The sequence below is a fragment of the Paracoccus sp. ME4 genome (assembly GCF_046736325.1).
Classification (GTDB): domain Bacteria; phylum Pseudomonadota; class Alphaproteobacteria; order Rhodobacterales; family Rhodobacteraceae; genus Paracoccus.
The window spans coordinates 763346-786967 of the sequence record NZ_CP151276.1 but is presented as its reverse complement, the minus strand read 5'-3'; the positions used below and the strand labels follow the sequence as shown (position 1 = coordinate 786967).

Annotated in this window: 19 protein-coding genes; 9 read left to right on the top strand and 10 right to left on the bottom strand. The window is 70.7% G+C overall.

What is annotated here, in order from left to right; all coding sequences use genetic code 11:
• Positions 1-87 precede the first annotated feature (87 nt).
• From AACG61_RS04010 to AACG61_RS03990, 5 genes are read left to right on the top strand one after another with little or no spacing between them, the layout of a single operon-like run.
• On the top strand, positions 88-1272 hold the full coding sequence (locus AACG61_RS04010; protein WP_411838730.1) for a toxic anion resistance protein: 1185 nt from the start codon (positions 88-90) through the stop codon (positions 1270-1272).
• Positions 1269-2288, top strand: coding sequence for a DUF2927 domain-containing protein (locus AACG61_RS04005; RefSeq protein ID WP_411838729.1), 1020 nt, complete (start codon positions 1269-1271; stop codon positions 2286-2288). Before AACG61_RS04010 ends, AACG61_RS04005 begins: the two co-directional genes overlap by 4 nt.
• Positions 2289-2340: 52 nt before the next feature.
• On the top strand, positions 2341-3441 hold the full coding sequence (locus AACG61_RS04000) for an SPFH domain-containing protein (RefSeq protein ID WP_411838728.1): 1101 nt from the start codon (positions 2341-2343) through the stop codon (positions 3439-3441).
• A 12-nt stretch (positions 3442-3453) separates the two neighbouring features.
• Complete coding sequence (locus AACG61_RS03995; protein WP_411838727.1) at positions 3454-4620, top strand: zinc ribbon domain-containing protein; 1167 nt, start codon at positions 3454-3456, stop codon at positions 4618-4620.
• A 24-nt stretch (positions 4621-4644) separates the two neighbouring features.
• A complete protein-coding gene (locus tag AACG61_RS03990; protein ID WP_411838726.1) occupies positions 4645-5556 on the top strand; it encodes a carbohydrate kinase family protein in 912 nt (303 codons plus the stop codon).
• A 90-nt stretch (positions 5557-5646) separates the two neighbouring features.
• Here AACG61_RS03990 and hflX read toward each other — a convergent pair whose 3' ends face one another.
• From hflX to dusB, 9 genes are all read right to left on the bottom strand, one after another.
• A complete protein-coding gene (gene hflX / locus AACG61_RS03985) occupies positions 5647-7038 on the bottom strand; it encodes a GTPase HflX (RefSeq protein ID WP_411838725.1) in 1392 nt (463 codons plus the stop codon).
• Positions 7039-7272 carry an RNA chaperone Hfq gene (gene hfq / locus AACG61_RS03980; protein WP_119885907.1) on the bottom strand — a complete coding sequence of 78 codons (234 nt, stop codon included), beginning with the start codon at positions 7270-7272 and terminating at the stop codon, positions 7039-7041.
• A gap of 113 nt (positions 7273-7385) precedes the next feature.
• Complete coding sequence (locus AACG61_RS03975) at positions 7386-9029, bottom strand: potassium transporter TrkG (protein WP_411838724.1); 1644 nt, start codon at positions 9027-9029, stop codon at positions 7386-7388.
• Positions 9029-10405: a Trk system potassium transporter TrkA gene (gene trkA, locus AACG61_RS03970; RefSeq protein WP_411838723.1), complete on the bottom strand. Its 1377-nt coding sequence runs from the start codon at positions 10403-10405 to the stop codon at positions 9029-9031. Before trkA ends, AACG61_RS03975 begins: the two co-directional genes overlap by 1 nt.
• Before the next feature lie 63 nt (positions 10406-10468).
• The gene (locus AACG61_RS03965; protein WP_411838722.1) at positions 10469-11860 is read right to left on the bottom strand and encodes a sigma-54-dependent transcriptional regulator; all 1392 of its coding nucleotides are present in this window, start codon (positions 11858-11860) and stop codon (positions 10469-10471) included.
• Positions 11857-14118, bottom strand: coding sequence for an ATP-binding protein (locus AACG61_RS03960; protein ID WP_411838721.1), 2262 nt, complete (start codon positions 14116-14118; stop codon positions 11857-11859). The genes AACG61_RS03965 and AACG61_RS03960 overlap by 4 nt, the downstream gene beginning before the upstream one ends.
• Positions 14119-14192: 74 nt before the next feature.
• Positions 14193-15638, bottom strand: coding sequence for a response regulator (locus AACG61_RS03955; protein ID WP_411838720.1), 1446 nt, complete (start codon positions 15636-15638; stop codon positions 14193-14195).
• 12 nt (positions 15639-15650) lie between these two features.
• Positions 15651-16763 (bottom strand): two-component system sensor histidine kinase NtrB, encoded by a 1113-nt coding sequence (locus AACG61_RS03950; protein ID WP_411838719.1) that lies wholly within the window; start codon positions 16761-16763, stop codon positions 15651-15653.
• A complete protein-coding gene (gene dusB / locus AACG61_RS03945) occupies positions 16760-17761 on the bottom strand; it encodes a tRNA dihydrouridine synthase DusB (RefSeq protein ID WP_411838718.1) in 1002 nt (333 codons plus the stop codon). The genes AACG61_RS03950 and dusB overlap by 4 nt, the downstream gene beginning before the upstream one ends.
• A gap of 241 nt (positions 17762-18002) precedes the next feature.
• Here dusB and AACG61_RS03940 point away from each other — a divergent pair, with 241 nt between their 5' ends.
• On the top strand, positions 18003-19385 hold the full coding sequence (locus AACG61_RS03940) for an L-serine ammonia-lyase (RefSeq protein WP_411838717.1): 1383 nt from the start codon (positions 18003-18005) through the stop codon (positions 19383-19385).
• Here AACG61_RS03940 and AACG61_RS03935 read toward each other — a convergent pair.
• Positions 19382-20482: a sensor histidine kinase gene (locus tag AACG61_RS03935; RefSeq protein WP_411838716.1), complete on the bottom strand. Its 1101-nt coding sequence runs from the start codon at positions 20480-20482 to the stop codon at positions 19382-19384. The two genes, AACG61_RS03940 and AACG61_RS03935, sit on opposite strands and share 4 nt — an antisense overlap.
• Before the next feature lie 15 nt (positions 20483-20497).
• Here AACG61_RS03935 and AACG61_RS03930 point away from each other — a divergent pair, with 15 nt between their 5' ends.
• The 3 genes from AACG61_RS03930 to AACG61_RS03920 all read left to right on the top strand — a co-directional run bounded on the left by AACG61_RS03930 (position 20498) and on the right by AACG61_RS03920 (position 23617).
• The gene (locus AACG61_RS03930; protein ID WP_411838715.1) at positions 20498-20689 is read left to right on the top strand and encodes a hypothetical protein; all 192 of its coding nucleotides are present in this window, start codon (positions 20498-20500) and stop codon (positions 20687-20689) included.
• 46 nt (positions 20690-20735) lie between these two features.
• Complete coding sequence (locus AACG61_RS03925) at positions 20736-21332, top strand: COG3650 family protein (protein WP_411838714.1); 597 nt, start codon at positions 20736-20738, stop codon at positions 21330-21332.
• Positions 21333-21427: 95 nt separating this feature from the next.
• On the top strand, positions 21428-23617 hold the full coding sequence (locus AACG61_RS03920) for a YjbH domain-containing protein (protein WP_411838713.1): 2190 nt from the start codon (positions 21428-21430) through the stop codon (positions 23615-23617).
• Positions 23618-23622 lie beyond the last annotated feature (5 nt).

The following is a 23622-nucleotide window of genomic DNA, read 5'->3' as shown; positions in this document are numbered from 1 at the left end:
GCGCCGCTTCCCGTTGAACGGGCGGAAATTCGCCATATTCTGCGGTCGGGCCCTATGCCTTCGCGGGCCTGACCAAGGGGACGATTGATGAGTGACGAGACGAAACGCCGCGCCGAGGCCGCCCAGGCCCAGATCGACGCGCTGACGGGGCAGACGCTGCCCGATCCCGCACCCGAACCCCGCGACCTCTCCGATGCCGACCCCAAGACGCAGGCCGCGATCCGCGCCCGCATCGCCGAGATCGACCTGAAGGACAGCCAGTCCATCCTGCGCTTCGGCACCCGCGCCCAGGCCGACCTGCAGCAGATCAGCCAGGCGATGCTGTCCGACGTCAAGACCAAGGAGGTCGGCCCCGCCGGCGACAGCCTGCGCGAGGTCGTGACCACGATCCGCGGCTTCTCCACGACCGAGCTGGACATGCGCCGCAGCCGCAGCTGGTGGGAGAAGCTGTTGGGCCGGTCCGCCCCCTTCGCCAAGTTCGTCGCCAACTACGAGCAGGTTCAGACCCAGATCGACCGCATCACCGCCGAGCTGGAGGGCCATGAGCAGAAGCTGCTGAAGGACATCCGGTCGCTGGACATGCTCTATGACCGCACGCTGGCTTTCTATGACGAGCTGGCGCTCTACATCGCGGCGGGCACCGAGAAGCTGGCCGAGCTGGACCGCGAGACCATCCCCGCCAAGGAGGCCGAACTGGCCGCGCGCCCCGAGCCCGATCAGCTGATCGAGGCGCAGGAGCTGCGCGACCTGCGCACGCTGCGCGACGATCTGGAGCGGCGCGTCCACGACCTGAAGCTGACGCGGCAGGTGACCATGCAGTCGCTGCCCTCGATCCGGCTGGTGCAGGAGAACGACAAGTCGCTGGTCACCAAGATCAACTCGACCCTGGTGAACACCGTGCCCCTGTGGGAGACGCAGCTGGCCCAGGCCGTCACCATCCAGCGCAGCGCCGAGGCCGCCCGCGCGGTCAAGGAGGCGGGCGATCTGACGAACGAACTGCTGACCCGCAACGCCGACAACCTGCGCGCCGCCAACGCCCAGATCCGCACCCAGACCGAGCGCGGCGTCTTCGACATCCAGGCGGTGCAGACCGCCAACGCCCAGCTGATCGCGACCATCGAGGACAGCCTGCGCATCGCCGACGAAGGCCGCACCCGCCGCGCCGCCGCCGAAAGCGAACTGACCCGGATGGAGGCCGAGCTGCGCGATGCGCTGGCTTCGGCCACGTCGCGTCAGGGCGCGATCCCCGGCCCGCAGGGACGCGGCCGATGAGGGGCGCCGCCCTCGTCGCGGCCGCGGCCGCGCTGGTGCTGTCGGCCTGCGCCCAGACCGCCGCGCCCCCGGCCGTCGACGCCGACCGCCCCCTGGCCCGCCCCGTGGCGGCCGATGCCGCCGCCGACCGCCAGGCCGAGCTGCGCCGCGCGCGTGCCGAACGCAACCGTGCCGCCAACGCCGCCGCAGCCCAGGCCGTCGCGGCCCCCAGCCCGGCCAGCCAGTCGCAGCGCGACCTCTATGCCGCGAACGAACGTCGCCTGGTCGCGCAGGGACGCCTGCGCCGCGACCGGGTGCCCATGGATGCGCCGATCGACGCCGACACGCTGACGCGCAACTTCATGGCCATCGCGCTGCGCGACGAATACAGCCAGACCGCCGGCGGGCTGGAACCCGAAAGCCGCAGCGCGCCGCTGCGCCGCTGGCAGGAGCGGGTGCGGATGCAGCTGGAGTTCGGCGCCTCGACCGACATGGCCTCGCGCCCGGCCTGGCGCTCGGAGATCGCGGATTTCGCGGGACGCCTGTCCGCGGCCACCCGCCATCCCGTGACGCTGACCGCCGAGGGCGGCAACTTCACCATCCTGGTCCTGACCGAGGACGAGCGGCGCGCCATCGGCCCGCGGCTGAGCGCGCTGGTCCCGGGGATTCCTGCGCGCGACGTGGCGCTGGTCACCGACCTGCCCGCCTCGATCAGCTGCGCGGTCTTCGCCTATTCGAACGGCGCGGCACCGGACTATTCCCGCGCGGTGGCGGTGATCCGGGCCGAGCTGCCGCCGCTGCTGCGCAGCTCCTGCATCCATGAGGAGCTGGCCCAGGGCATGGGTCTGGCCAATGACAGCCCCGCCGCGCGCCCGTCGATCTTCAACGACGACGAGGAATTCGCCCTGTTGACCCGGCATGACGAGCTGCTGCTGCAGATCCTCTACGACCCCCGCCTCCGCCCCGGCATGACCGATGCCGAAGCCGCCCCCATCGTCCGCCGCATCGCCGCCGAACTCTTGGGCGAGAGCGCTTGAACCGGCCCCCCGCCCGCCCCTAGACTGGGGCGGGATCAGCTGGGGGAAAGTCATGTCCATCTTCGACATCCTGGGCGGAGAGTTCATCGAAATCATCGAATGGACCTCGGACGACCGCGACACGATGGTCTGGCGCTTTGAGACGGTCGGCCGCGCCATCAAGTACGGCGCCAAGCTGACCGTCCGCGAGGGCCAGGCCGCGGTCTTCGTCCATGAGGGACAGCTGGCCGACGTGTTCCAGCCCGGCCTCTACCTGCTGGAGACGAACAACCTGCCGGTGCTGACGCGCCTGCAGCACTGGGACCACGGCCTCCGCAGCCCGTTCAAGTCCGAGATCTACTTCATCGACACCACGCGCTTCAACGACCTGAAATGGGGCACGCGCAACCCGATCATCGCGCGCGACCCGGAGTTCGGGCCGGTGCGGCTGCGCGCCTTCGGGACCTACGCGATGCGGGTCAGCGACCCCGCGCGCTTCATGTCGGAGATCGTCGGCACCGACGGCGACTTCACCCGCGACGAGATCACCTTCCAGATCCGCAACGTCATCGTGCAGGAGTTCTCGCGCGCCATCGCCGCCTCCGACATCCCGGTCCTGGACATGGCGGCCAACACCGATCAGCTGGGCGCGCTGGTCGCCAAGGCCATCGCCCCGGTGATCGAGGCCTATGGCTTGGTCCTGCCGGAATTCTACATCGAGAACATCAGCCTGCCCGCCGAGGTCGAGGCGATGCTGGACAAGCGCACCAGCATGGGGATCATCGGCGATCTGGACCGCTTCGGCCAATACGCCGCCTCCGAGGCGATGCTGGCCGCCGCCCGCAACGAAGGCGGCGCCGGTGCCGGCATGGGGGCCGCGATGGGCGCCGCCATGGGGGCCACGATGCGCGGGCCCTGGGGCGCGGCACCGCAGGCCGCCGCCGCGACGCCCCCGCCCCTGCCCGACACGGGCGGGACGCGCTGGCACGTGGCCATCGACGGCGCGGCCGCGGGACCCTTCCTACAATCCGATCTGGCGCGCCTGGTCGCCGACGGGCGGCTGACGCCCGCCACGCTGGTCTGGACCGAAGGGCAGCAGGGCTGGCAGCAGGCCGGGCAGGTCCCGGCGCTGACGCAGGTCCTGGGTGCCACGCCCCCGCCCCTGCCCCGCTGATCCCGGCCGCGCATGATCCCGGCCGAACACCGCTTTCCCTGCGGCCAGTGCGGGGCCAGCCTGACCTTTCAGCCCGGCCAGCGGGAGCTGGTCTGCGACTGGTGCGGGCATCGCCAGTCCATCGGCCCCGGCCCCGCCCGCGCCCCCGGGCGGCAGCCCGACGACAGCGGCGACGACCCGGCGCTGCAATGGTCCGACGGGCGGCGCCCGCCGGGGGCGGCGCTGCGCGAGATCCCGCTGGAACAGGGCCTCGACCTTGATCGCGGCGCGCCCGATATCGTGCAGACCGTCCGCACCCTCTCCTGCCCCAATTGCGGCGCGCAGGTCGATCTGGACGCCGATCACCACGCGGGCGCCTGCCCGTTCTGCGCGACGCCCGTCGTCACCGACACCGGCCCCACCCGGCGCATCCGGCCGCAGGGGGTGGTGCCCTTTGCGCTGACCGAGGCGCAGGCGCGGGCCGCGATGACCGCCTGGCTGGGCCGGCTGTGGTTCGCCCCGTCGGGCCTGACGGCCTATGCGCGCAAGGACCGGCGGCTGGCGGGGGTCTATTCGCCCTTCTGGACCTTCGATGCCGACAGCGAAAGCCGCTATCGCGGCCAGCGGGGCGACGCCTATTACGTCATGGTCCAGGACACGCAGACCGTGAACGGCCAGACCCGGACCGTCAGCCGGCAGGAGCGCCGCATCCGCTGGTCGCCGGTCTCGGGTCGGGTAGCGCGGCAGTTCAACGACGTGGTGATCCCCGCCTCCACGGCGCTGCCCCCCGCCTTCTCGGAGGCGATGAAGCCATGGGACCTGACCGCACTGGCAGATTACGACCCGGCCTTCCTGTCGGGCTTTCAGGCCGAGGGCTATACCGTCGCCCTGTCGGACGGCCATGCCGCCGCGCGGCAGCAGATGGCCCAGGTCATCCATCAGGACGCCCGCCGCAGCATCGGCGGCGCCGAACAGCGCGTGGATCACGTCGAAAGCCGCTTTGCGAACGAGACCTTCAAGCATGTGCTGCTGCCGATCTGGGCCGCCGCCTATCGCTACAACGGGAAAAGCTACCGCTTCGTGGTGAACGGTCAGACCGGCGCGGTGATGGGGGAACGCCCGTGGTCGGCGTGGAAAATCGCCGCCGCCGTCGCCGTGGCGCTGGTAGCGTTAGCAGCCATCCTGTATCTCAGCCGCTAGGGACCGAACCGAAGGGAGCCGGACATGATCCTCTGCGCAGGCGAATCGCTGATCGACATGGTGCCGCAGGACGGCACGTTCCGGCCCCTGGCGGGCGGCGCGGTCTACAACACCGCCATCGCGCTCGGGCGGCTTGGGCGGGACACGGGCTATCTCTGGCCGATCAGCCGCGATCCGTTCGGCGACCAGATCCTGCGTCCGCTGGCCGAGGCGGGCGTGAACACCGACCTCTGCCCGCGCACCGACCGGCTGACCACGCTGGCCCTGGTGACGCTGACGAACGGCGAGGCGCGCTACTCCTTCTACGACGAAGGCTCGGCCGGGCGGATGCTGCTGCCCGAGGATATCGGGCCGCTGCCCGAGACGGTGACCGCGCTCTTCGCCGGCGGCATCAGCCTGGTGCCCGACCCATGCGGCGGCACGATCGAGGCGCTGATCGCGCAGCATCACGCCCGGCTGCCGGTGATGATCGACCCGAACATCCGGCCCTTCTTCATCAGCGATGCGGGCGCCTATCGCGCGCGTCTGGCGCGGCTCTTGCCCATGGCCGACATCGTCAAGCTTTCGGCGGACGATCTGGAATGGCTCCATCCCGACCTGTCGCCCGAGGACGCCGCCCGCAAGGTGCTTGAGACCGGGCCGCGGCTGGTCCTGCAGACCGGCGGAGAGGCCGGCGCCAAGGCCATCTGGGCCGGAGAGACGGTCCACGCCCCCGCCGTGCGCGCCACCGTTGCCGACACGATCGGTGCGGGCGACACGTTCAACGCGGGCGTGCTGGCCTCGCTGGACCGCCAGGGTCTGCTGTCCAAGGATGCCATTGCGGCGATCACCGCCGATCAGATCCACGCGGCCCTGACGCTCGGCGCGCAGGCCGCAGCCGTCACTGTCTCCCGCCACGGCGCCAACCCGCCTTGGGCGCATGAGATGCCCGCCTGATTTCGGGGAGGGTCCGGGAGGGGCGCAGCCCCTCTCGGCGGGGGGGTGCGGGGGGCTGGCCCCCCGCTGCCGTCGCGGGACGCAACAGGCTCAGTCGGCCGGATGCCACCCACCGCTGCGGGGCTCGTCAGGCTCGTCATCCTCGGCCGGGGCCTCGGTCGTGCCGGTGAAGGCCGCAAATCCCGCCTTCTGCCGCGCCGTCCAGCGCAGCGCCAGGTGCAGCCCGTCCTCGCCCACCTCCTCGCGCTCGACGACGCCCGCCTCGTGCAGCCAGGCGCGCGCGCGCCCGTCGGCGAAATCCAGGACCATCCGCTCCTCCAGGCGCGGCTCGTCCAGAACCTCGCCCAGCTGGCGGTCGATGGCCGCGATCAGGTCGTCCAGCCCCTCGCCCGTCAGGGCGCTGACGGCCTGCACGCCCTCGGTGCGCGCATCGGTGCGGCGCAGGGCGGCGCGGGTGTCCGCGCCCAGGGCGTCGATCTTGTTCCAGACCTCGATGGCGGCCACGTCCTCGTCCACGCCCAGGCTGTCCAGGATCTCGGCCACGTCATGGGCCTGCTCCTCGGTCTCGGGATGGCTGATGTCGCGGACATGCAGGATCAGGTCGGCCTCCAGCACCTCCTCCAGCGTGGCGCGGAAGGCCGCGACCAGCTCGGTCGGCAGGTCGCTGATGAAGCCCACCGTATCCGACAGGATGATCTTGCGCCCCGAACTTCCGCCCTGCGCATCGGGCAGGCGGATGGCGCGCATGGTCGGGTCCAGCGTCGCGAACAGCATGTCCTTGACGAAGACCTCGGCCCCGGTCAGGCGATTGAACAGCGTGGATTTCCCGGCGTTGGTATAGCCCACCAGCGCCACGATCGGATAGGGCACCTTGGCGCGGGCCGCGCGGTGCAGGCTGCGCGTCTTGACCACCCGCTCCAGCTGGCGGCGCAGGCGGGTCATCTGCTCGTCGATGGCGCGGCGGTCGGCCTCGATCTGCGTCTCGCCGGGACCGCCCACGAAGCCCAGGCCGCCGCGCTGGCGCTCCAGGTGGGTCCAGGCGCGGACCAGACGCGTGCGCTGATAGGACAGCGCCGCCAGCTCGACCTGCAGCACGCCCTCGCGGGTGCGGGCGCGGTCGGCGAAGATCTCCAGGATCAGCCCGGTCCGGTCCAGAAGCTTGACGCCCCAGTCCTTCTCCAGGTTGCGCTGCTGGACGGGCGTCACCGGCCCGTCGATCAGCACCAGCTCGACCTCCAGCGCGTCAAGACGCTCCTTGATCTCGGCCAGCTTGCCCTTGCCGAACAGCTTGCCAGCATTGGGTTCGCGCAGGTTGGCGACCTCGGAACCGACCATCTCGATCCCCGGCAGGGCCAGGGCCAGCGACACGGCCTCGGCCAGAGCATGCTCGGGCTCGCGCCGCTGCGTGCGGGCGCGACCCAGATCGGGATGGATCACATAGGCGCGGGTCGGCTTGGCTGCGGTTTCCGTCAGTTCGGCCAATCAATCGTCGCCTTCATAGAGGGTGATGGGCTGGCCCGGCATGATGGTGCTGATCGCGTGCTTGTAGACCAGCTGCGACTGCCCGTCGCGGCGCAGAAGCACGCAGAAATTGTCGAACCAGGTGATGACGCCCTGCAGCTTGACGCCGTTGATCAGGAAGATGGTGACCGGCACCTTGGCCTTGCGGACGTGGTTCAGGAACGCATCCTGCAGGTTCTGCTTGTCGCCAGCCATTTGTTATCGTCCGTTTTTCACTGTCCCTGTCCGTTCAACATCTAAGCCGATGCCGAATCCCATGCAAGCGCGGCGCAATGCGCGACCCGACAGGCACAGCATTTGCGCCACACCTAGCGGCGCCAGAAGTCGGGACTGAACAGCGCCAGCACCGCCAGCGTCTCGATGCGGCCCAGCACCATGGCGCAGGCGAGGACCGCCTTGGTGAAGTCCGGCAGCCCCGACCAGCCCTCCCACGGGGCCGAAGCGATGCCCGCCGTCCCCTCGAAGGTCGGGGTCAGGGGAATGGCGCTGGCCAGCGGTCCCGCATTGGTCAGCGCGGCGATCGACAGAATGGTCGCGGTCTCGAAGGCGATGGCGTGGATCGACACCAGCGTCACCACCAGCGCGATGGACACCGCGAACAGCATGAAGAAGATGAAGGCCAGATAGGCCCCCTCGCGGCGCAGCCTGCGCGCGATGCGCCCGCCGCCCGAGACCGAATGGGGGTGGATGATCCGTTCCAGCTCGCGCTGTCCGTGGCGCGCCAGCGCATAGACGCGCAGCAGCTTGACCCCGCCCGCGGTGGTGGCGACCCCGCCCCCCATCAGCGCCAGCCCCGCCAGGATCAGCCCCGGCGCGTCCAGCCCCGACCAGGCCCGCGCATCGGCCCAGGCCACCGAGGTCCAGCCCGTCGTGGTCAGATAGCTCAGCGCGCTGAACAGCCCGCCCCACAGCGCCGACAGCGCCCGGCCGATATCGGCCATGGTCGTCGTGTCGGCAGGGGCGGCCCGGTCGGTCTCGATCGCGCCCAGGAAGTGGCGCAGGAACAGCAGCACCGCGACCAGCGCGACCAGCGCCGCCGCCATGCGCAGCTCTGGGTCCGCGATCAGCCGGTCGGTGGCGCGCAGCTCGGACCCGCCCGGCCAGAAGCGCCGCGACAGGGCCGGGATCAGGAACAGGAAGACCAGCATCTCTCCGGCGATGCCCGACGCGACGCCCGCCGATCCCAGCACCGGAGAGATGCCTGAGGTCGACAGCGTGCCCATGGCCCGCGTCAGCGCGATGAAGGACGGATCGCCCAGCATCAGCAGCCCCACCCACAGGATCAGCGTGGCACCCGCGTAAAGCGGCCCGATCTGCAGGGCGGCGCGGCCGAGGCGGCTGGCCGGGTCCGCCAGCTGCGCCTCGAAGCGTGGATCGGACAGGTGCAGGACCGGGCGGCGGGGACTGTCGGAGGGTGGCAGATGCTGGCGGTATTCCTCGCGGCCATAGGGGTTCGACATGATCTCGAACCCGCCCACGCGCAGGGGCGCCAGGATCGCCACCGCCGCGACCAGCACGAAGAAGCCGCCCATCCAGCCCACCATCGAGCGCCACAGATGCAGCGGCATGGGCAGCAGGTCCGCCGAATAGAGCGAGGCGCCGGTGGTCGTCAGCGAGGACACCATCTCCCACCAGGCGTTGAAATAGCCGGTATCGGGCTGGCTTTCGGCGAAGGGCACCGCCAGCAGCATCGGCAGCAGGCCATAGACGCCCAGCATCAGCAGCAGCATCTCGCGCGAGCGCTGCGATCGCGGGTTGGCCTGCGCGGCCAGCCCGATCAGCCCGCAGAAGATCCCCGTCAGCAGCGCCGCATAGAGGAAGTTGCGCGCGATCGCGTCATAACCCGTGACCGAGGCATAGGCCGCAGGGCCCAGCATCATCACCGCCGCCAGCCCCGCCAGCAGCACCAGCACCGGCATGCGTGCCAGAAAGCCCGCCACCACCGCGCCCATCAGAAGAAGTCGATCGAGACCTGCAGCAGGCGCTCGACCTCCGGGACGTCCTTGGTCAGGGCAAAGATCAGCACGATGTCGCCCTCGTCGATGCGGGTGTCGGACAGCGGCTTGACCACCCGGTCGCCCTTGCGCACCGCGCCCAGCAGCGCGCCTTCGGGAAAGTCGATGTCGCGGATGGCGCGGCCGGCCATCGGGCTGGTGGACAGGACCTGCGCCTCCATCACCTCGGCCTCGGCATCGCCGATGGAATAGATGTCGCGCACCCGCCCGTGGCGGATGTGGCGCAGGATGGTGGAGACGGTCGTCGCCCGCGGGTTGATGTAGGCGTCGATGTCCAGCGCCCCCATCAGCGGCACCAGCGTGGGATCGTTGATCAGCGCGATGGCCATCTTGGCGCCCGCCTGCTTGGCGCGCACGGATGCCAGGATGTTCGTCTTGTCGTCGTCGGTGACGGCCAGAACCGCGTCGGCCTGGGGCACGGCGGCCTCGTCCAGGATCTCGGCCGACAGGCCGTCGCCGTTCAGCACGATGGTGCGCTCCAGCCGGTCGGCGGCGAATTCGGCCCGCCCGCGGTCGCGTTCGATCAGCTTGGCGCGGATGCGGTCGGGCCGCGCCTCCAGCGCCTGCGCCACCGACAGGCCCACATTGCCCGCGCCGATGATCGTCACGCGCTCCTGCTTGCGGGCGGGCTTGCCGAAGATGTCCAGCGTGCGGCCGACATCCTCGATATGGCTGAAGACATAGATCTGGTCGCCCTCGAACAGCTGGTCGCCCGGTTCGGGCGCGAACAGCCGCCCCTTGCGGCGCACCCCCGCCACGATGGCGCGCAGGCTGGAGAACAGCTCGGTCAGCTGGCGCAGCGGCGTGTTCAGCGCCGGACAGTCGGGCTCAAGGTCGATGCCCAGCAGCTGGATCTTGCCGTCCATGAAGGTCTCGACGTCGAAGGTCGAGGGCGCCGACAGGCGCTGCAGCGCGGCCAGCGCCACCTCGCGCTCGGGGCTGATGACCACGTCGATGGGCAGGTGCTGGGTGCTGTAGAGGTCGGAATAGATCGCGTCCAGATAGGCGCCCGACCGCAGGCGGGCGATCTTGCGCGGCACCTGAAAGATCGAATGCGCGACCTGGCAGGTGACCATGTTCACCTCGTCCGAATGGGTCGCGGCGATGATCAGGTCGGCGTCGCGCGCGCCCGCCTGGTCCAGCACGTCGGGATGGCTGGCAAAGCCGGTGACGCCCTGCACGTCCAGCGCCTCGGTCGCGCGGCGCACCAGGTCGGGGTTGTTGTCGATGACGGTGACGTCGTTGCGCTCGCCCGACAGATGGCGCGCGATCTGCCAGCCGACCTGCCCCGCGCCGCAGATGATGATCTTCATGGCCCGCCCTTCCTGTCCGCGCCCCCTTGCCTAAGCCGGGCGCGCGGCCCGCGCAAGCGGGGGCTACTTGCCCATCACCATCTCGTCCTCGCCGCGCATGCCGCCGACGACGCCCAGGGATTTCAGCTTGCGGTGCAGTGCGCTGCGCTCCATGCCCACGAACTGCGCGGTGCGGCTGATGTTGCCGCCGAAGCGGTTGATCTGGGCGACCAGGTATTCGCGCTCGAACAGCTCGCGCGCCTCGCGCAGCGCCATGGCGGTGACCGCGGGCCCCAGGCTCAGCGTGTCGCTGTTGTCGGGGGTGGCGCCCTGCGGCTCCAGCTCGGCCGGCTGGATGGGACCGTGCGTCTCGGCCAGGATCAGCACCCGCTCGATCACGTTGCGCAGCTGACGGATGTTGCCGGGCCAGCGCATGGACTGCAGCGCCGCGACCGTGTCCTCGGGCAGGTCGCGCGGGGTCAGGCCCTGGCTGCGGTGGAACTGCGCGATGAAGTGGCGCGCCAGCGCCGCGATGTCGTCGCGCCGGTCGGCCAGCGAGGGCACCGCGATGGGCACCACGTTCAGCCGGTCGAACAGCTCCTGCCGGAAGCGCCCGGCGGCGATCTCGGCCACCAGGTCGCGGTTGGTCGAGGACAGCACCCGCAGATCGACCCGCACCTTGTCCGCGCCGCCCGCGCGCACGAACTGCTGTTCGGTCAGCACGCGCAGGATCTTGGGCTGGGTGCCCATGGGCATGTCGCCCACCTCGTCGAAATAGATGATGCCGCCATGCGCCTGCTCCAGCAGGCCCGGCTCGATGCCGCGTTCGGGGGTCTCGCGGCCGAACAGCACCTCCTCCATGCGCTCGGGCTCGATCGTGGCGCAGGGGACGGTGACAAAGGGCGCGCCCGCGCGGGGGCTGTGCGCGTGGATGTAGCGCGCGGCCATCTCCTTGCCGGTGCCGGGCTCGCCGGCCAGCATCACCCGGCCGTTCGACCGCGCGACCTTGTCCAGCGCGTCGCGCAGCCGCTTGAAGGCCGCCGACTGGCCCAGCATCTCGGAGGACCGGTCGCCCCCGCGGCGCAGCGTGCTGTTCTCGCGGCGCAGGCGACTGGTCTCCATCGCGCGGTTGATGACCACCATCAGCTGATCGATGTTGAAGGGCTTCTCGATGAAGTCGTAGGCCCCCTGCTTGATCGCCGCGACCGCGATCTCGATGTTGCCGTGGCCGGAGATGATGATGACAGGCACGTCGGGGTTGTTGCGCTTGACCTGCTTCAGGATGTCGATGCCGTCCATGCGGCTGTCCTTCAGCCATATGTCCAGGATCATCAGCGACGGCTCGCGGTCGTTCAGCGCGGCCACCGCCTCGTCGGAATTGGCGGCGGTGCGGGTCTCGAACCCCTCGTCCTTCAGGATGTCCGCGATCAGCTCGCGGATGTCGCGTTCATCATCGACGATCAGGATGTCGCTCATGGTGTCGCCTCGTCTTTTTCTTGTCTGCTTCTTGTCTTGGGGGCGCGGACGGGATGGCGTTCGCGGGGCAGCCGGATCTCGGCCATGGCGCCCCGGCCCTGGGGCGCATCGGTCAGGGAGAGGCTGCCGCCATGCTCCTCGACGATCTTCTTGACGATGGGCAGGCCCAGGCCGGTGCCCTGCGCCTTCAGCGTCACATAGGGTTCGAACAGGCGCGACCGGTCCGCCGGCAGGCCGGGACCGTTGTCGGTGATGCGGATGCAGACCGCCTCGGGCTCGGCCTCCATGACCACGCCGATCGCCGCGCTCCAGCCCTCGGGCGCGTCGCCCGCGACCTCCTCCACGGCCTCGCCCGCGTTCTTCAGCAGGTTCGTCAGGGCCTGGCGCATCATGCCGGGGTCGCAATCCACGATCACCGGCCCCTCGGGGATGTCGCGCGTGACTTGCGCATGCAGCGCATCCTGCTGCAGCAGCAGGACCTCGCGCAGCAGGGCGGCCATGTCGGTCTCGGCGCGGTCCGGTTCGGGCATGCGGGCAAAGCGGCTGAACTCGTCCACGATGCGGCGCAGGTCGTTGGTCTGGCGGATGATCACCTCGGTGTACTGGTCCAGCGCGGCGCGGTCGCCCTCGGGGGCCAGCGGGCCAAACTTGCGGCGCAGGCGTTCGGCCGACAGCTGGATGGGCGTCAGCGGGTTCTTGATCTCATGGGCCACGCGGCGCGCCACGTCGCCCCAGGCCGCCATGCGCTGCGCGCTGACCAGCTCGGTCACGTCGTCGAAGGCCACCACATAGCCCTCCAGCGCGCCGTCCACGCCGCGCCGGACCGCCATGCGGACCAGCAGGCTCTCGACCCGGCCCTCGCGCATCAGGCGGACCTCGTCCTGGATGGTCTCGGCCACCGAGGCCGAGCGCCGTTCGAACAGCGGCGCGAATTCCGGCACCACCTCGGGCAGCAGCGCGTCGATGTCGCGCTTGGGGTCCAGCCCCAGCAGACGGCTGGCCGAGCGGTTGACGAAGTCGATCTCTCCGGCCGCGTCCAGCCCGATCACCCCGGAGGTGACCGAGGTCAGCACGTTGTCGAACAGCCGCCGCTGATCGTCCGACAGCCGATAGCTCTCGACCAGCTCGGCGCGCTGCGTCTTCAGCTGGCGGGTCATGCGGTTGAAGGCCTGGCCCAGGGTCTGGATCTCGTCGCCGGTGCGGACCTCGGGGACCTGCACGTCCAGATCGCCGTGGCCCACCCGGTCGGTCGCCTGCGCCAGAAGCCCGATGGGCCGCGACAGGCGGGACGCGAACCACAGCCCCAGCCAGATCGCCGCCGCCACCAGCAGCAGCGCGAAGCCCAGATAGACCAGCGAGAATTCCAGCAGCACCTGGGACCGCATCTCCTCCAGCTGCTTGTAGTCGCCCGCCGTGGCGCGCGTGTCGTCCACCAGCCCCAGCAGGTCGCCGTCCACGTCCCGCGTCACATAGAGATAGCGGTCGGCCAAAGGCGGCAGGGCCACCAGCGCGCGGAACTCGTCATTGCCCCAATCCTCGATCAGGGTCAGGCCGTCGGCCTGCGCGCGGTCCAGCTGATCGCTGGTCGGGGCCTCGTACCAGAACAGATAGCTGCGCTCGCCCCGCGCGCGGATCTCTCCGGCGCCGTTGATGATGTAGGCCTCGCGCAGGCCGCGCTGGATCAGCCCCTGCCCCTGCGCCAGAAGCTGGCGCATCTCGCCATCCTCGATCAGCGGGTTGGCGCGCCCGGCCTGGGTCAGCACGCCGGCCAGCGCGCGCGCATCCTCGGTCAGGTCGCTGCGGTGTTCGGCGTGGTAGGCCTCGGCCGCGGCCTGCGAGGTCGTGACGACCTGCTGCACCCGGTCCGAGAACCAGCCCTCCAGCCCGATATTGACCAGGAAGCCCGCGAACAGCGCGACCAGCACCGTGGGCACCAGCGCCAGCCCCGCAAAGATCGCGACCAGCCGCGCATGCAGGCGCGACGCGGGCGCCGTGCTGCGCCGGGCCGAGATCAGCCGCGCCATGCGCGCGACGATGAAGGCGATCATCACGACTAGAAAGACCAGATCGGCCAGCAGCACCAAGCGCAGCATGTGCCCCGGTTGGCCCCGGCCGAAGGGACCCATCACCGCCAGGGTCGCCGCGGCCAGCACGATGCCGGACAGGACGACCCCCCAGGTCAGCACCCCGCGCCATTGCCGGGGCAGTCGTATCCGGGCCAGCCTGTCCCAGCTGAGCCCCGTTGCCAGGCCTGCCATCAACCCCACCTGCCGTCTTTCGCGGCTTTCGACGTGGGCGCGCGTGTCCTGCGCGCTGCCCCCCTGTGGCGGTTTTACATCAGTTTGCGGCGCCGTGTCACCTCGATATTCAGCTCGGTCAGTTTCTTGCGCAGCGTATTGCGGTTGATGCCCAGCAGATCGGCGCAGCGCAGCTGGTTTCCGCCGGTCGCATCCAGCGCCACCTGCAGCAGCGGACGCTCGACCTCGCGCAGGATGCGGTCATAGAGGCCCGGCGGCGGCAGGGCGTCGCCATGCAGGTCGAAATAGCGCTGCAGATGGGCCTCGACCGAATCCGACAGGCGCGCGCCGACCTGGGGCATGCCGACGACGCTTGCGGTCTCGGGGGCGCGTGCGGCCGGGGCGACGGGCGCGGCGGCCTGCACGCGCGGGGCGGCCTGCTGGCTCAGCGCCTCGCGCATCTCGGCGGCGCTGATCGCGGGGCCGCTGGCGGTCAGGGCCAGGCGGCGCATCATGTTCTCCAGCTCGCGGACATTGCCCGGGAAGGGATGGGCGCGCAGCATCGCGGCGGCATCGTCCGACAGGCTGCGCTCGGGCAGGCCCTGGGCCGCGGCGCGGGCCAGCAGATGCGCGGCCAGCGGCAGGATGTCGTCCACCCGCGCGCGCAGGGGCGGCACGCTGACCGTCACCCCCGCCAGCCGGTAGTAGAGGTCCGAGCGCAGCCGGCCCGCCGCCATGTCGGCCTGCGGGTCCGACCCGGTGGTGGCGACGATCCGCGGGGCCTGGGCGCGGTCCGGCCCCGCCTCCATCGATTCGATCAGCCCGATCAGCCGCGCCTGCGCGCCCGCGTCGAAGCCGGTCGGGTTCTCGATGACGATGGTGCCGCCGCGGGCCTTCTGGGCGGCGCGGGCGATGGCCTCCTCGGTCGCGTCGGACGAGGTCAGGATCGCCAGCCCGCGGTCGCGCCGGTCCGACAGCTCGTGAAAGCTGCGCGCGATGGTCGTCTTGCCCACCCCCGCCTCGCCCGCGATGATGACGGCCAGATCGGCGTTCAGGACCCGCGCGACCATGCGGAACAGCGCCTGCATCGAGGGCGCATGCCCGATCAGCGGCATGGCCGGATCGGCGGCCTCGCGCGGGGGGGCCAGCGGTTCGGGGATCGGGTCGGACTTGCGCGGGCGGCGCGCGAGGGCCTGGCCCGCCTTGGCCATCAGGTCCGGCAGGTCGAAGGGCTTGGGCAGGTACTCGAACGCCTCGGCCTCGGTCGCGCGGATCGCGGTCACGATGGTGTTCTGGGCCGAGATCACGATGACCGGCAGGTCGGGCCGCGCGTCGCGGATGGCCGGAATGCGGTCGATGCCGTTGCCGTCGGGCATCATCACGTCGGTGATGACCAGGTCGCCACGCCCCTCCTCGACCCATTTCAGCAGCTGCGCCAGGCTGCCCGTGGCGTGGACCCGGCAGCCCGCGCGGGTCAGCGCCTGCGTCAGCACCGTGCGGATGGTGCGGTCGTCGTCGGCGATCAGAACGGTGCCGTCCATGATGTCAGGTCCTTATGCCTTGGGCAGGGAGATGCGGAAGACGGTGCGCCCGGGGCGGCTGTCCACCCGGATCAGCGCGCCGTGGTCGGTGATGATCTTGCTGACCAGCGCCAGGCCCAGCCCGGTGCCGTTCTCGCGCCCCGACACGAAGGGCTCGAAGACCTGATCGGCGATGGCGGGCGGAAAGCCCGGGCCGTTGTCCTCGATCTCGATCTGCAGGGGCAGCGGGCGGCCGGTCGGGTCGGCATCGTCGGGGGGGCGGCGCAGGCCGTGGTCGTAATGGGTGCGCAGCCGGATCGTACCGCCCGCGCCGCCCGCCAGCGCCTCGGCCGCGTTCTTGACCAGGTTCAGGCAGACCTGCACCAGCTGGTCGGCATCGGCCATCGCCATGGGCAGCGACGGGTCGTAATCGGTCACCACGTGCAGGTCGCGCGCGAAGCCGGCCTTGGCCGAGCGGCGCACCTGCTCCAGCACGTCGTGCAGGTTCAGGGCCGCCAGCTTCGGCTCGGACGTGTCGCCGAACCGCTCGACCTGGTCCAGCAGCGCCACGATGCGGCGCGATTCGGCCACGATCATCTCGGCCATCTCTCGGTCCTCGGGGGTGGCGTTCATGGCCATCAGCTGCGCCGCGCCGCGGATGCCGGCCAAGGGGTTCTTGATCTCATGGGCCAGCATCTCGGCCATGCCGATGGCCGATCGCGCGGCGCTGCGGACATGGCGCGCCTGATGGAGGCCGTCATCGTCCTGCGGCACGATCAGCAGCGACACCGACCCGCCCGCACCGCCCGCCGGACCGGCATGGACCGCCGCACGCCGCGCCTGATGGTTGCCGGTGCGGTCGCCGATCTCGAACTGGACGCTGGTCTGATAGAGCGCCTCGTCGCTGGCGCGCACGCGGGCCAGAAGCGGCCCCAGACCCGGCTGCAGCCTGAGGCGCATCGACATCTCGTCCCCGTCCAGCGCCCGCCCCAGGGTCGAGTTGCGCGAGAGGTTCAGCCAGATCTCGGCCGCGTCGTTCATCGCCGCGACCCGCCCGGCATCGTCCAGGATCAGCGCGGGCAGAGGCAGCGCCTCCCATCCCGGTCCGGGCGCGGCCTCGCGGAAGTCGGGCGGACGGGGCGTCATGCGGCCACCCCTTCGGCATCGCCGAAGGCCCGCGCGATCAGCGCCAGCGTGGCGGCGGGGGTCTCGGCGCGCATCATCTGATCGCGCAGGGCCGCGCCGTTCGCATCGGCATACCAGCCCAGATGCTTGCGCGCGACGCGCAGGCCCAACTCGGCGCCGTAGAAGTCCAGGATGTCCTCGTAATGCTCGGCCACCAGCTCGGCCAAGGCCGCGCCCCGCGGAACCTCGGGCACGGGCGTGCCCCACAGGTCATGCGCGATCTGCGCGAGGACCCAGGGCCGCCCCTGCGCGCCGCGCCCCACCATCACCGCATCCGCGCCCGACGCCGTCAGCGCGGCCCGCGCGCTGGCGGCATCGACCACATCGCCATTCGCGACCAGCGCCGGGCGCCCCGGCAGGTCGGCCACCGCGCGGATCGCCGTCCAGTCGGCCCGCCCCTTGTAGAACTGCGCCCGCGTGCGGCCATGCACGGTCAGCATGGCCACGCCCGCATCGCGCGCCCGCGCCGACAGGTCGGCGGCGTTCAGGCAGTCGTCGTCCCAGCCAAGCCGCATCTTCAGCGTGACCGGCACCGTGACCGCGCCCACCACCGCATCGACCAGCGTCATCGCGTGATCCAGATCGCGCATCAGCGCCGCACCGGAGAGGCCGCCCGTCACCTTCTTCGCCGGGCAGCCCATGTTGATGTCGATGATGCGGGCCCCCATGCCCTGGACGATGCGCGCGGTCTCGGCCATGGGCGCGGCCTCGCGGCCGGCGATCTGCACGCTGACGGGAAGCCGCCCCTCGGTCAGCGCCTTGGCGCGCACCGCCGCGCGGGTCGAGGGGCGGGGCGTCACCATCTCGGTCGAGGCGACCATCTCGGAGACCATCAGCCCCGCGCCGAAGCGCGCCACCGCGCGACGGAAGGGCACGTCGGTGATGCCCGCCATCGGCGCCAGAAAGACCGGCGGTCCAAGGGGCGTGTCGCCAAGCAGGATCGGATCGGGCAATCGCATGGTCTGTTCCTTCACCCTGGGGCCATCGCCCGCAAGAACGGCAGGGGATGGCCGCCCTGCCCATTTCGCGGGCGCGTCCCGGTTGCCGCGATAACGGGCATGTTGCAATCAATTTAAGCAGACCGCGCGTCGCGGCCGCAAGCCGGCCGATGTCGCAACCGCGGCGCGAATGGCCGCGGACGGTGGTGGCGGCCGGGCTGCGGTCGTGCTTGGATGGGCGCGGAAATGCAAGGGGGTGGCCATGTTCCTGTCGGTCTTCGATCTGTTCAAGCTGGGCGTCGGGCCGTCCTCGTCGCACACGATGGGGCCGATGGTCGCGGGACAGCGCTTTCTGGACGCGCTGCGCATCCAGCCCTTCAGCGCCCATGGCCTGCGCGCCAGCCTGCATGGCAGCCTGGCCTTCACCGGCAAGGGTCACGCGACCGACCGCGCCACGATCCTGGGGCTGGCGGGCTTCACCCCCGCCAGCATGGACCGCGATGCGGCCGAGGCCGCGCTGGCGCAGAACCGCGAGACCGGGATGCTGCATCCGCAGGGGCTGGGGCCGCTGGCCTTCGATCCGGAGCGGGACCTGCGCTTCGATTATGATCACGCGCTGCCGGGGCATGCGAACGGGATGGTGCTGTCGGCGGTCGATGCGCAGGGGGACGTGATCTTCCGCCAGGTCTACTACTCCATCGGCGGCGGCTTCGTGATGACCGAGGAGGAGCTGGCCGACAAGGCGGGCGCGATGCGCACGGACGCCTCCGCCAGCGTCCCCCACCCCTTCGCCAGCGCCGCCGAGATGCTGGAGATGGCGCAGCGGTCGGGCAAGTCCATCGCCCGCATGAAGGAGGAGAACGAGCTGTGCTTCCGGTCGCGCGCCGAGCTGCAGGCCGGGCTGGAGCGGATCTGGGGCGCGATGCGCGACTGCATTGACCGGGGCCTGTCGGCCGAGGGGATCCTGCCCGGCGGGCTGAACGTGCGCCGGCGCGCCAAGGCGATCCATGACGCGCTGCAGGCCGAACGCGGGCTGAACATGACCGCCCCGCATGTGGTGAACGACTGGATGTCGGCCTATGCGATGGCCGTGAACGAGGAGAATGCCGATGGCGGGCAGGTCGTGACCGCGCCCACCAACGGCGCCGCGGGGACGGTGCCCGCGGTGATCCGATACTGGCTGGACCATGTGCCGGGCGCGTCGGAGCGGCTGCTGCCCGATTTCCTGCTGACCGCGGCGGCGGTGGGCGGGCTGATCAAGCACAATGCCAGCATCTCGGGCGCGGAATGCGGCTGCCAGGCCGAGGTCGGATCGGCCGCCGCGATGGCCGCCGCGGGTCTGGCCGCCGTCCTGGGCGGCACCCCCCAGCAGGTCGAGAACGCGGCCGAGATCGCGCTGGAGCATCACCTGGGCATGACCTGCGACCCGGTGCGCGGGCTGGTGCAGGTCCCCTGCATCGAGCGGAACGGCCTGGGCGCGATCAAGGCCGTGGCGGCCGCGAGCCTCGCGCTGCGCGGCGACGGCAGCCATATCGTGCCGCTGGACGCCGCGATCGAGACGATGCGCCAGACCGGCCGCGACATGTCCGACAAGTACAAGGAGACGTCCCTCGGCGGTCTCGCCGTGAACGTCCCGAACTGCTAGGGGGTCAGCTGTCCGCGCAGGCGGTAATGCAGGCCGTGGGGCAGGTAGTCGGCCCGGCCCTGCCCGTCGAAATAGGCCGGCACGATCATGTTCACCAGCCGCGAGCCGAAGCCCTCGCGCTTGGGCGGGACGACCTCTGCACCGCCGCTCTCCTGCCAGTCCAGGGCAAAGTCCCCCTCGCGGACGGACCAGGACAGATCGACCACGCCCTGCGGGCTGGCCAAGGCGCCGTACTTGGCCGCGTTGGTCGCCAGCTCGTAGAGGGCCAGCGACAGGCCCACCGCCTGCTGGCTGCTCAGCGGGATCGACGGCCCCGACAGGCGGATGCGGTCGTTGCCGACCAGATGCGCGCCGATCGACCGGGCCATGACCTCGGTGATGTCGGCGCTGTCGCCCAGGCCGGTGAACAGCCCCTGCGCCTTGGCCAGCGCCATGATCCGCGCGCCGACGGTGTCGCGCGCCTCCTGGATGGTCGCCGCGTTGCGCAGGCTTGAGGAGACCACGGTCGAGGTCACCGACAGGATGTTCTTGATCCGGTGCAGCAGCTCCTGCTGCATCACCTGCTCGTTCCGGCGGGCCGTGACCAGGGCGGTCATGTCGACGGTGATGTTCAGCAGACCCGCGACCTGCCCCCGGTCGTCGTAGAGGGGCGCATAGCTGAAGGTCCAGAAGGTCTCCTCGTCGAACCCGTTGCGGGTCATGACCAGGCGCATCTCCTCGCAATAGGTGCCCTGTCCGGACAGGGTCTGGTCGACCAGCGGCCTGACGTCGTTCCAGACATCCGCCCAGATCTGCTGGAAAGGCTGGCCCAGGGCCCGCTCCTCCTTGCGCCCCAGGACGGGCGCATAGGCGTCGTTATAGAGCATGATCAGCTCCGGTCCCCAGAACATGCAGGACGCATGCCGCTGCCCCAGCATGGTGCGCACCGCGCTAAGCAGCGACACGGGCCAGCCCGAGATCGGACCCAGCGGCGTGGCCGACCAGTCGAACGCGCCGATGGCCCGGGCCATGCGTCCGCCATCCCAGGAAAAGCGCCCGAACCGGGGCCCGTCCATCGCCGGGTCGGGCGTCATCGCGTCCGACGGGTCAGTGATCATCGCAAACGTGCCGAAATGTCGCTCATGACCGGAATCATCGCCGCTTTCCTCAGCACCTTCAATAACGAACCGCAGCGACCCCGACGCGCGCGTGCAAATTCCATCATTTATCAACTGAACCACGATGTTTCCGCGTGGATCGATGCGGGTGGCGGCGGTCTGCCTGCGCCGGGCGGAACGCTTGCCCCCGGGCCCGGCGATTGCTAACGCTTGATCGACAGTGATCAAGACCGAACCAGAAGGCCGAAGCCCCATGTTCCCGCGCATCCCGTTTCCGCGTCTTGCCCTGGTGGCGCTGACGTCCCTGCCGCTGGCCGCCTGCGACAGCCAGGCGATGACCGACCTGCGCCGCGGCGTCGGCCTCGAGGAGGCCGCCCCCGAACAGCCCGCAGGCCCGCGCCCGCCCGCCGTCTCGCCGCTGGAGCAGCCGATCGAGACCGGCGCCGAGCCCGCGCGCCCGGTCTCGACCGCCGAGCCGCTGACCTATCGCAGCACCGCCTTCGTCGCGCGCGGCAACGAGCCCTTCTGGAACGTGCAGGTCAACGACGGCACGGCCACGTACCGCACCCCCGACGACCAGGATGGCACGCGCATCAGCGTCAACCGCCTGGTCTTCGCGCAGGGCGTCGAATACATCGGCGTGCTGGGCGGGCGGCCCTTCGTGCTGAACCTGCGCGCCACCCCCTGCCAGGACAGCATGGCGGACGAGCGGTTCCCGCTGACCGCACGGCTGACCGTCAACGGCCAGAGCCTGCAGGGCTGCGCCAGCCCCGCGCAGGCCCCCGCCGCGCCCGCGCCGACCGCCGAGGCCGCCCCCGCGACGGCCGAGGCCGCACCGGCCGCCGGATGACCCCCGCGCGGATCACGCATTCGTGTGTCGATCCGCGCATGAAAGCCTGCCACTCGCCTGCCAGCCCTGCCCCCGCCGCCGAAAGGAAGCCGCCGATGCGCCGCTCGCGTCTGACCCGCCAGCTGATGGCCACCACCCTGCCCTTGGCCCTGATCGTGGGGTCGGGCGTCGGCGTCGCCACCGCCGACCCGATGCTGGGGCGCAACATGTCGACCTACGGCCTGCCCGGCGGCATCGACACGCCCACCGCCGAGACGCTGCCCGATGGCAGCCTGGGCGCGACCCTGTCGCTGTCGGACTACGCGCGGCGCGGCAACATCTTCTTCCAGGCGCTGCCGGGGCTGACCACGGTCCTGCGCTATGGCCGCGTCGACGGCATCGACGACTTCCGGGCCGAAGGGTTCATCTCGGACCGCTCGCTGGACCTGCGCTATCAGATCGTGGACGAGGACGAGGACGGATGGCGCCCGGCGGTGGCCGTGGGCCTGCAGGACTTCCTGGGCACCGGCGTCTATTCGGGCGAATACATCGTCGCCACGCGCAACGTGACGCCCACGGTCCGCGCCTCGGTCGGCCTGGGCTGGGGCACGCTGGCGGGCAAGCCGCGGGTGATCGACGTGACCGATCAGGGCGGCACGCCCAACGTGGACGACTGGTTCAGCGGCGGCGCCAAGCCCTTCGCCTCGGTCAGCTGGCAGGTGAACGACAAGCTGAACCTGACGGCGGAATATTCCAACGACATCTATCAGGCGCGCTACAGCAACGGGAACGTCTTCCAGCAGGGCGACGAGCCGTCCAGCAAGCTGAACCTGGGCGCCAGCTACCGCTTCGGCCGCAACTACGAGGCCGGGATCTATACCATCGGCGGCAGCACCTTCGGCGCGCAGCTGACCATCGCGCTGAACCCGCGCGACGCGACCTATCCGTCGGGCCTGGAGAGCGCGCCCGCCCCGGTGCGCCCGCGCCCGGCCCCCGCGCAGGACCCCGAGGGCTGGTCGGGCAGCTGGTCGCAGGACCCCACCGCCCAGCCCGCGATCCAGAAGGCCCTGGGCGACGGCATGGCCGATGAGGGGATGATCCTGGAGAGCATGGCCCTGTCGCCCGCCCGCGCCGAGGTGCGGCTGCGCAACCAGCGCTACATCGCGCAGGCCGAGGCCGTGGGCCGCACCGCCCGCCTGATGACCCGCGCCCTGCCCCCCTCGGTCGAGACCTTCGTCATCACCTCGGTCACCGATGGGATGCCGACCTCCTCGGTCACGGTGCGGCGCAGCGACATCGAGCGGCTGGAGAACACCGAGGCCGGGCAGATCGCCGCCGCCTCGACCCTGTCGGATGCGGCGCCCGTCGCGGGGCTGGTGCCCAGCCAGGACGTCTATCCACGCTTCCGCTGGTCGGTGAAGCCCTATCTGGACATCGGCATCTTCAGCGCCGAGGACGGCATCACCCATGAGGTCGGCGCCGAGGCCCGCGCCAGCTACGAGATCATGCCCGGCCTGATCGCCACCGGCGCGCTGCGCCAGCGCGCGTTCGGCGACATCGGACAGCGCGGACCGGGCATCCCCGGCCAGCGCGGTGAATACTACAGCCCCGAGGAATACGAGGCCGATCCCAGCCTGGAGACCACCCCCCAGGGCGTGCCGCGGGTCCGGTCTGACACGCGCATGTATACCGGCAATTCCAGCCCGGTGATCCCCGAGCTGACGCTGGCCTGGTATGCCAAGCCGTCGGATGCGGTCTATACCCGCGTGACGGTCGGCCTGCTGGAGCGCGCCTATGGCGGCGTCTCGGCCGAGGCACTGTGGAAGCCCGCCAATTCGCAGCTGGCCTTCGGCGCCGAGATCAACCGCGTGCGCAAGCGCGACTTCGACCAGCTGTTCGACTTCCGCGACTACGAGGTCACCACGGGTCACGTCTCGGCCTATTACGAATTCACGCAGGGCTTCACCGCCCAGCTGGACGTGGGCCAGTACCTGGCCGGCGACGTGGGCGCGACGGTGACGCTGGCGCGCGAATTCGCCAATGGCTGGCGCGTCGGTGCCTATGCGACCAAGACCGACCTGTCGGCCGAGGAGTTCGGCGAGGGCAGCTTCGACAAGGGCGTGACCCTGTCCATCCCGCTTGGCTGGGCCACGGGTCAGGCCAGCCGCGACCGCGTCTCGACCAACATCCGCTCGCTCTCGCGCGACGGCGGTTCGCGCGTGACGGTCAACGGGCGGCTTTATGACCGGGTGCGCGAGAGCCACACGGTTGATCTCTATGAAGGCTGGGGGAGGTTCTGGCGATGAACGGC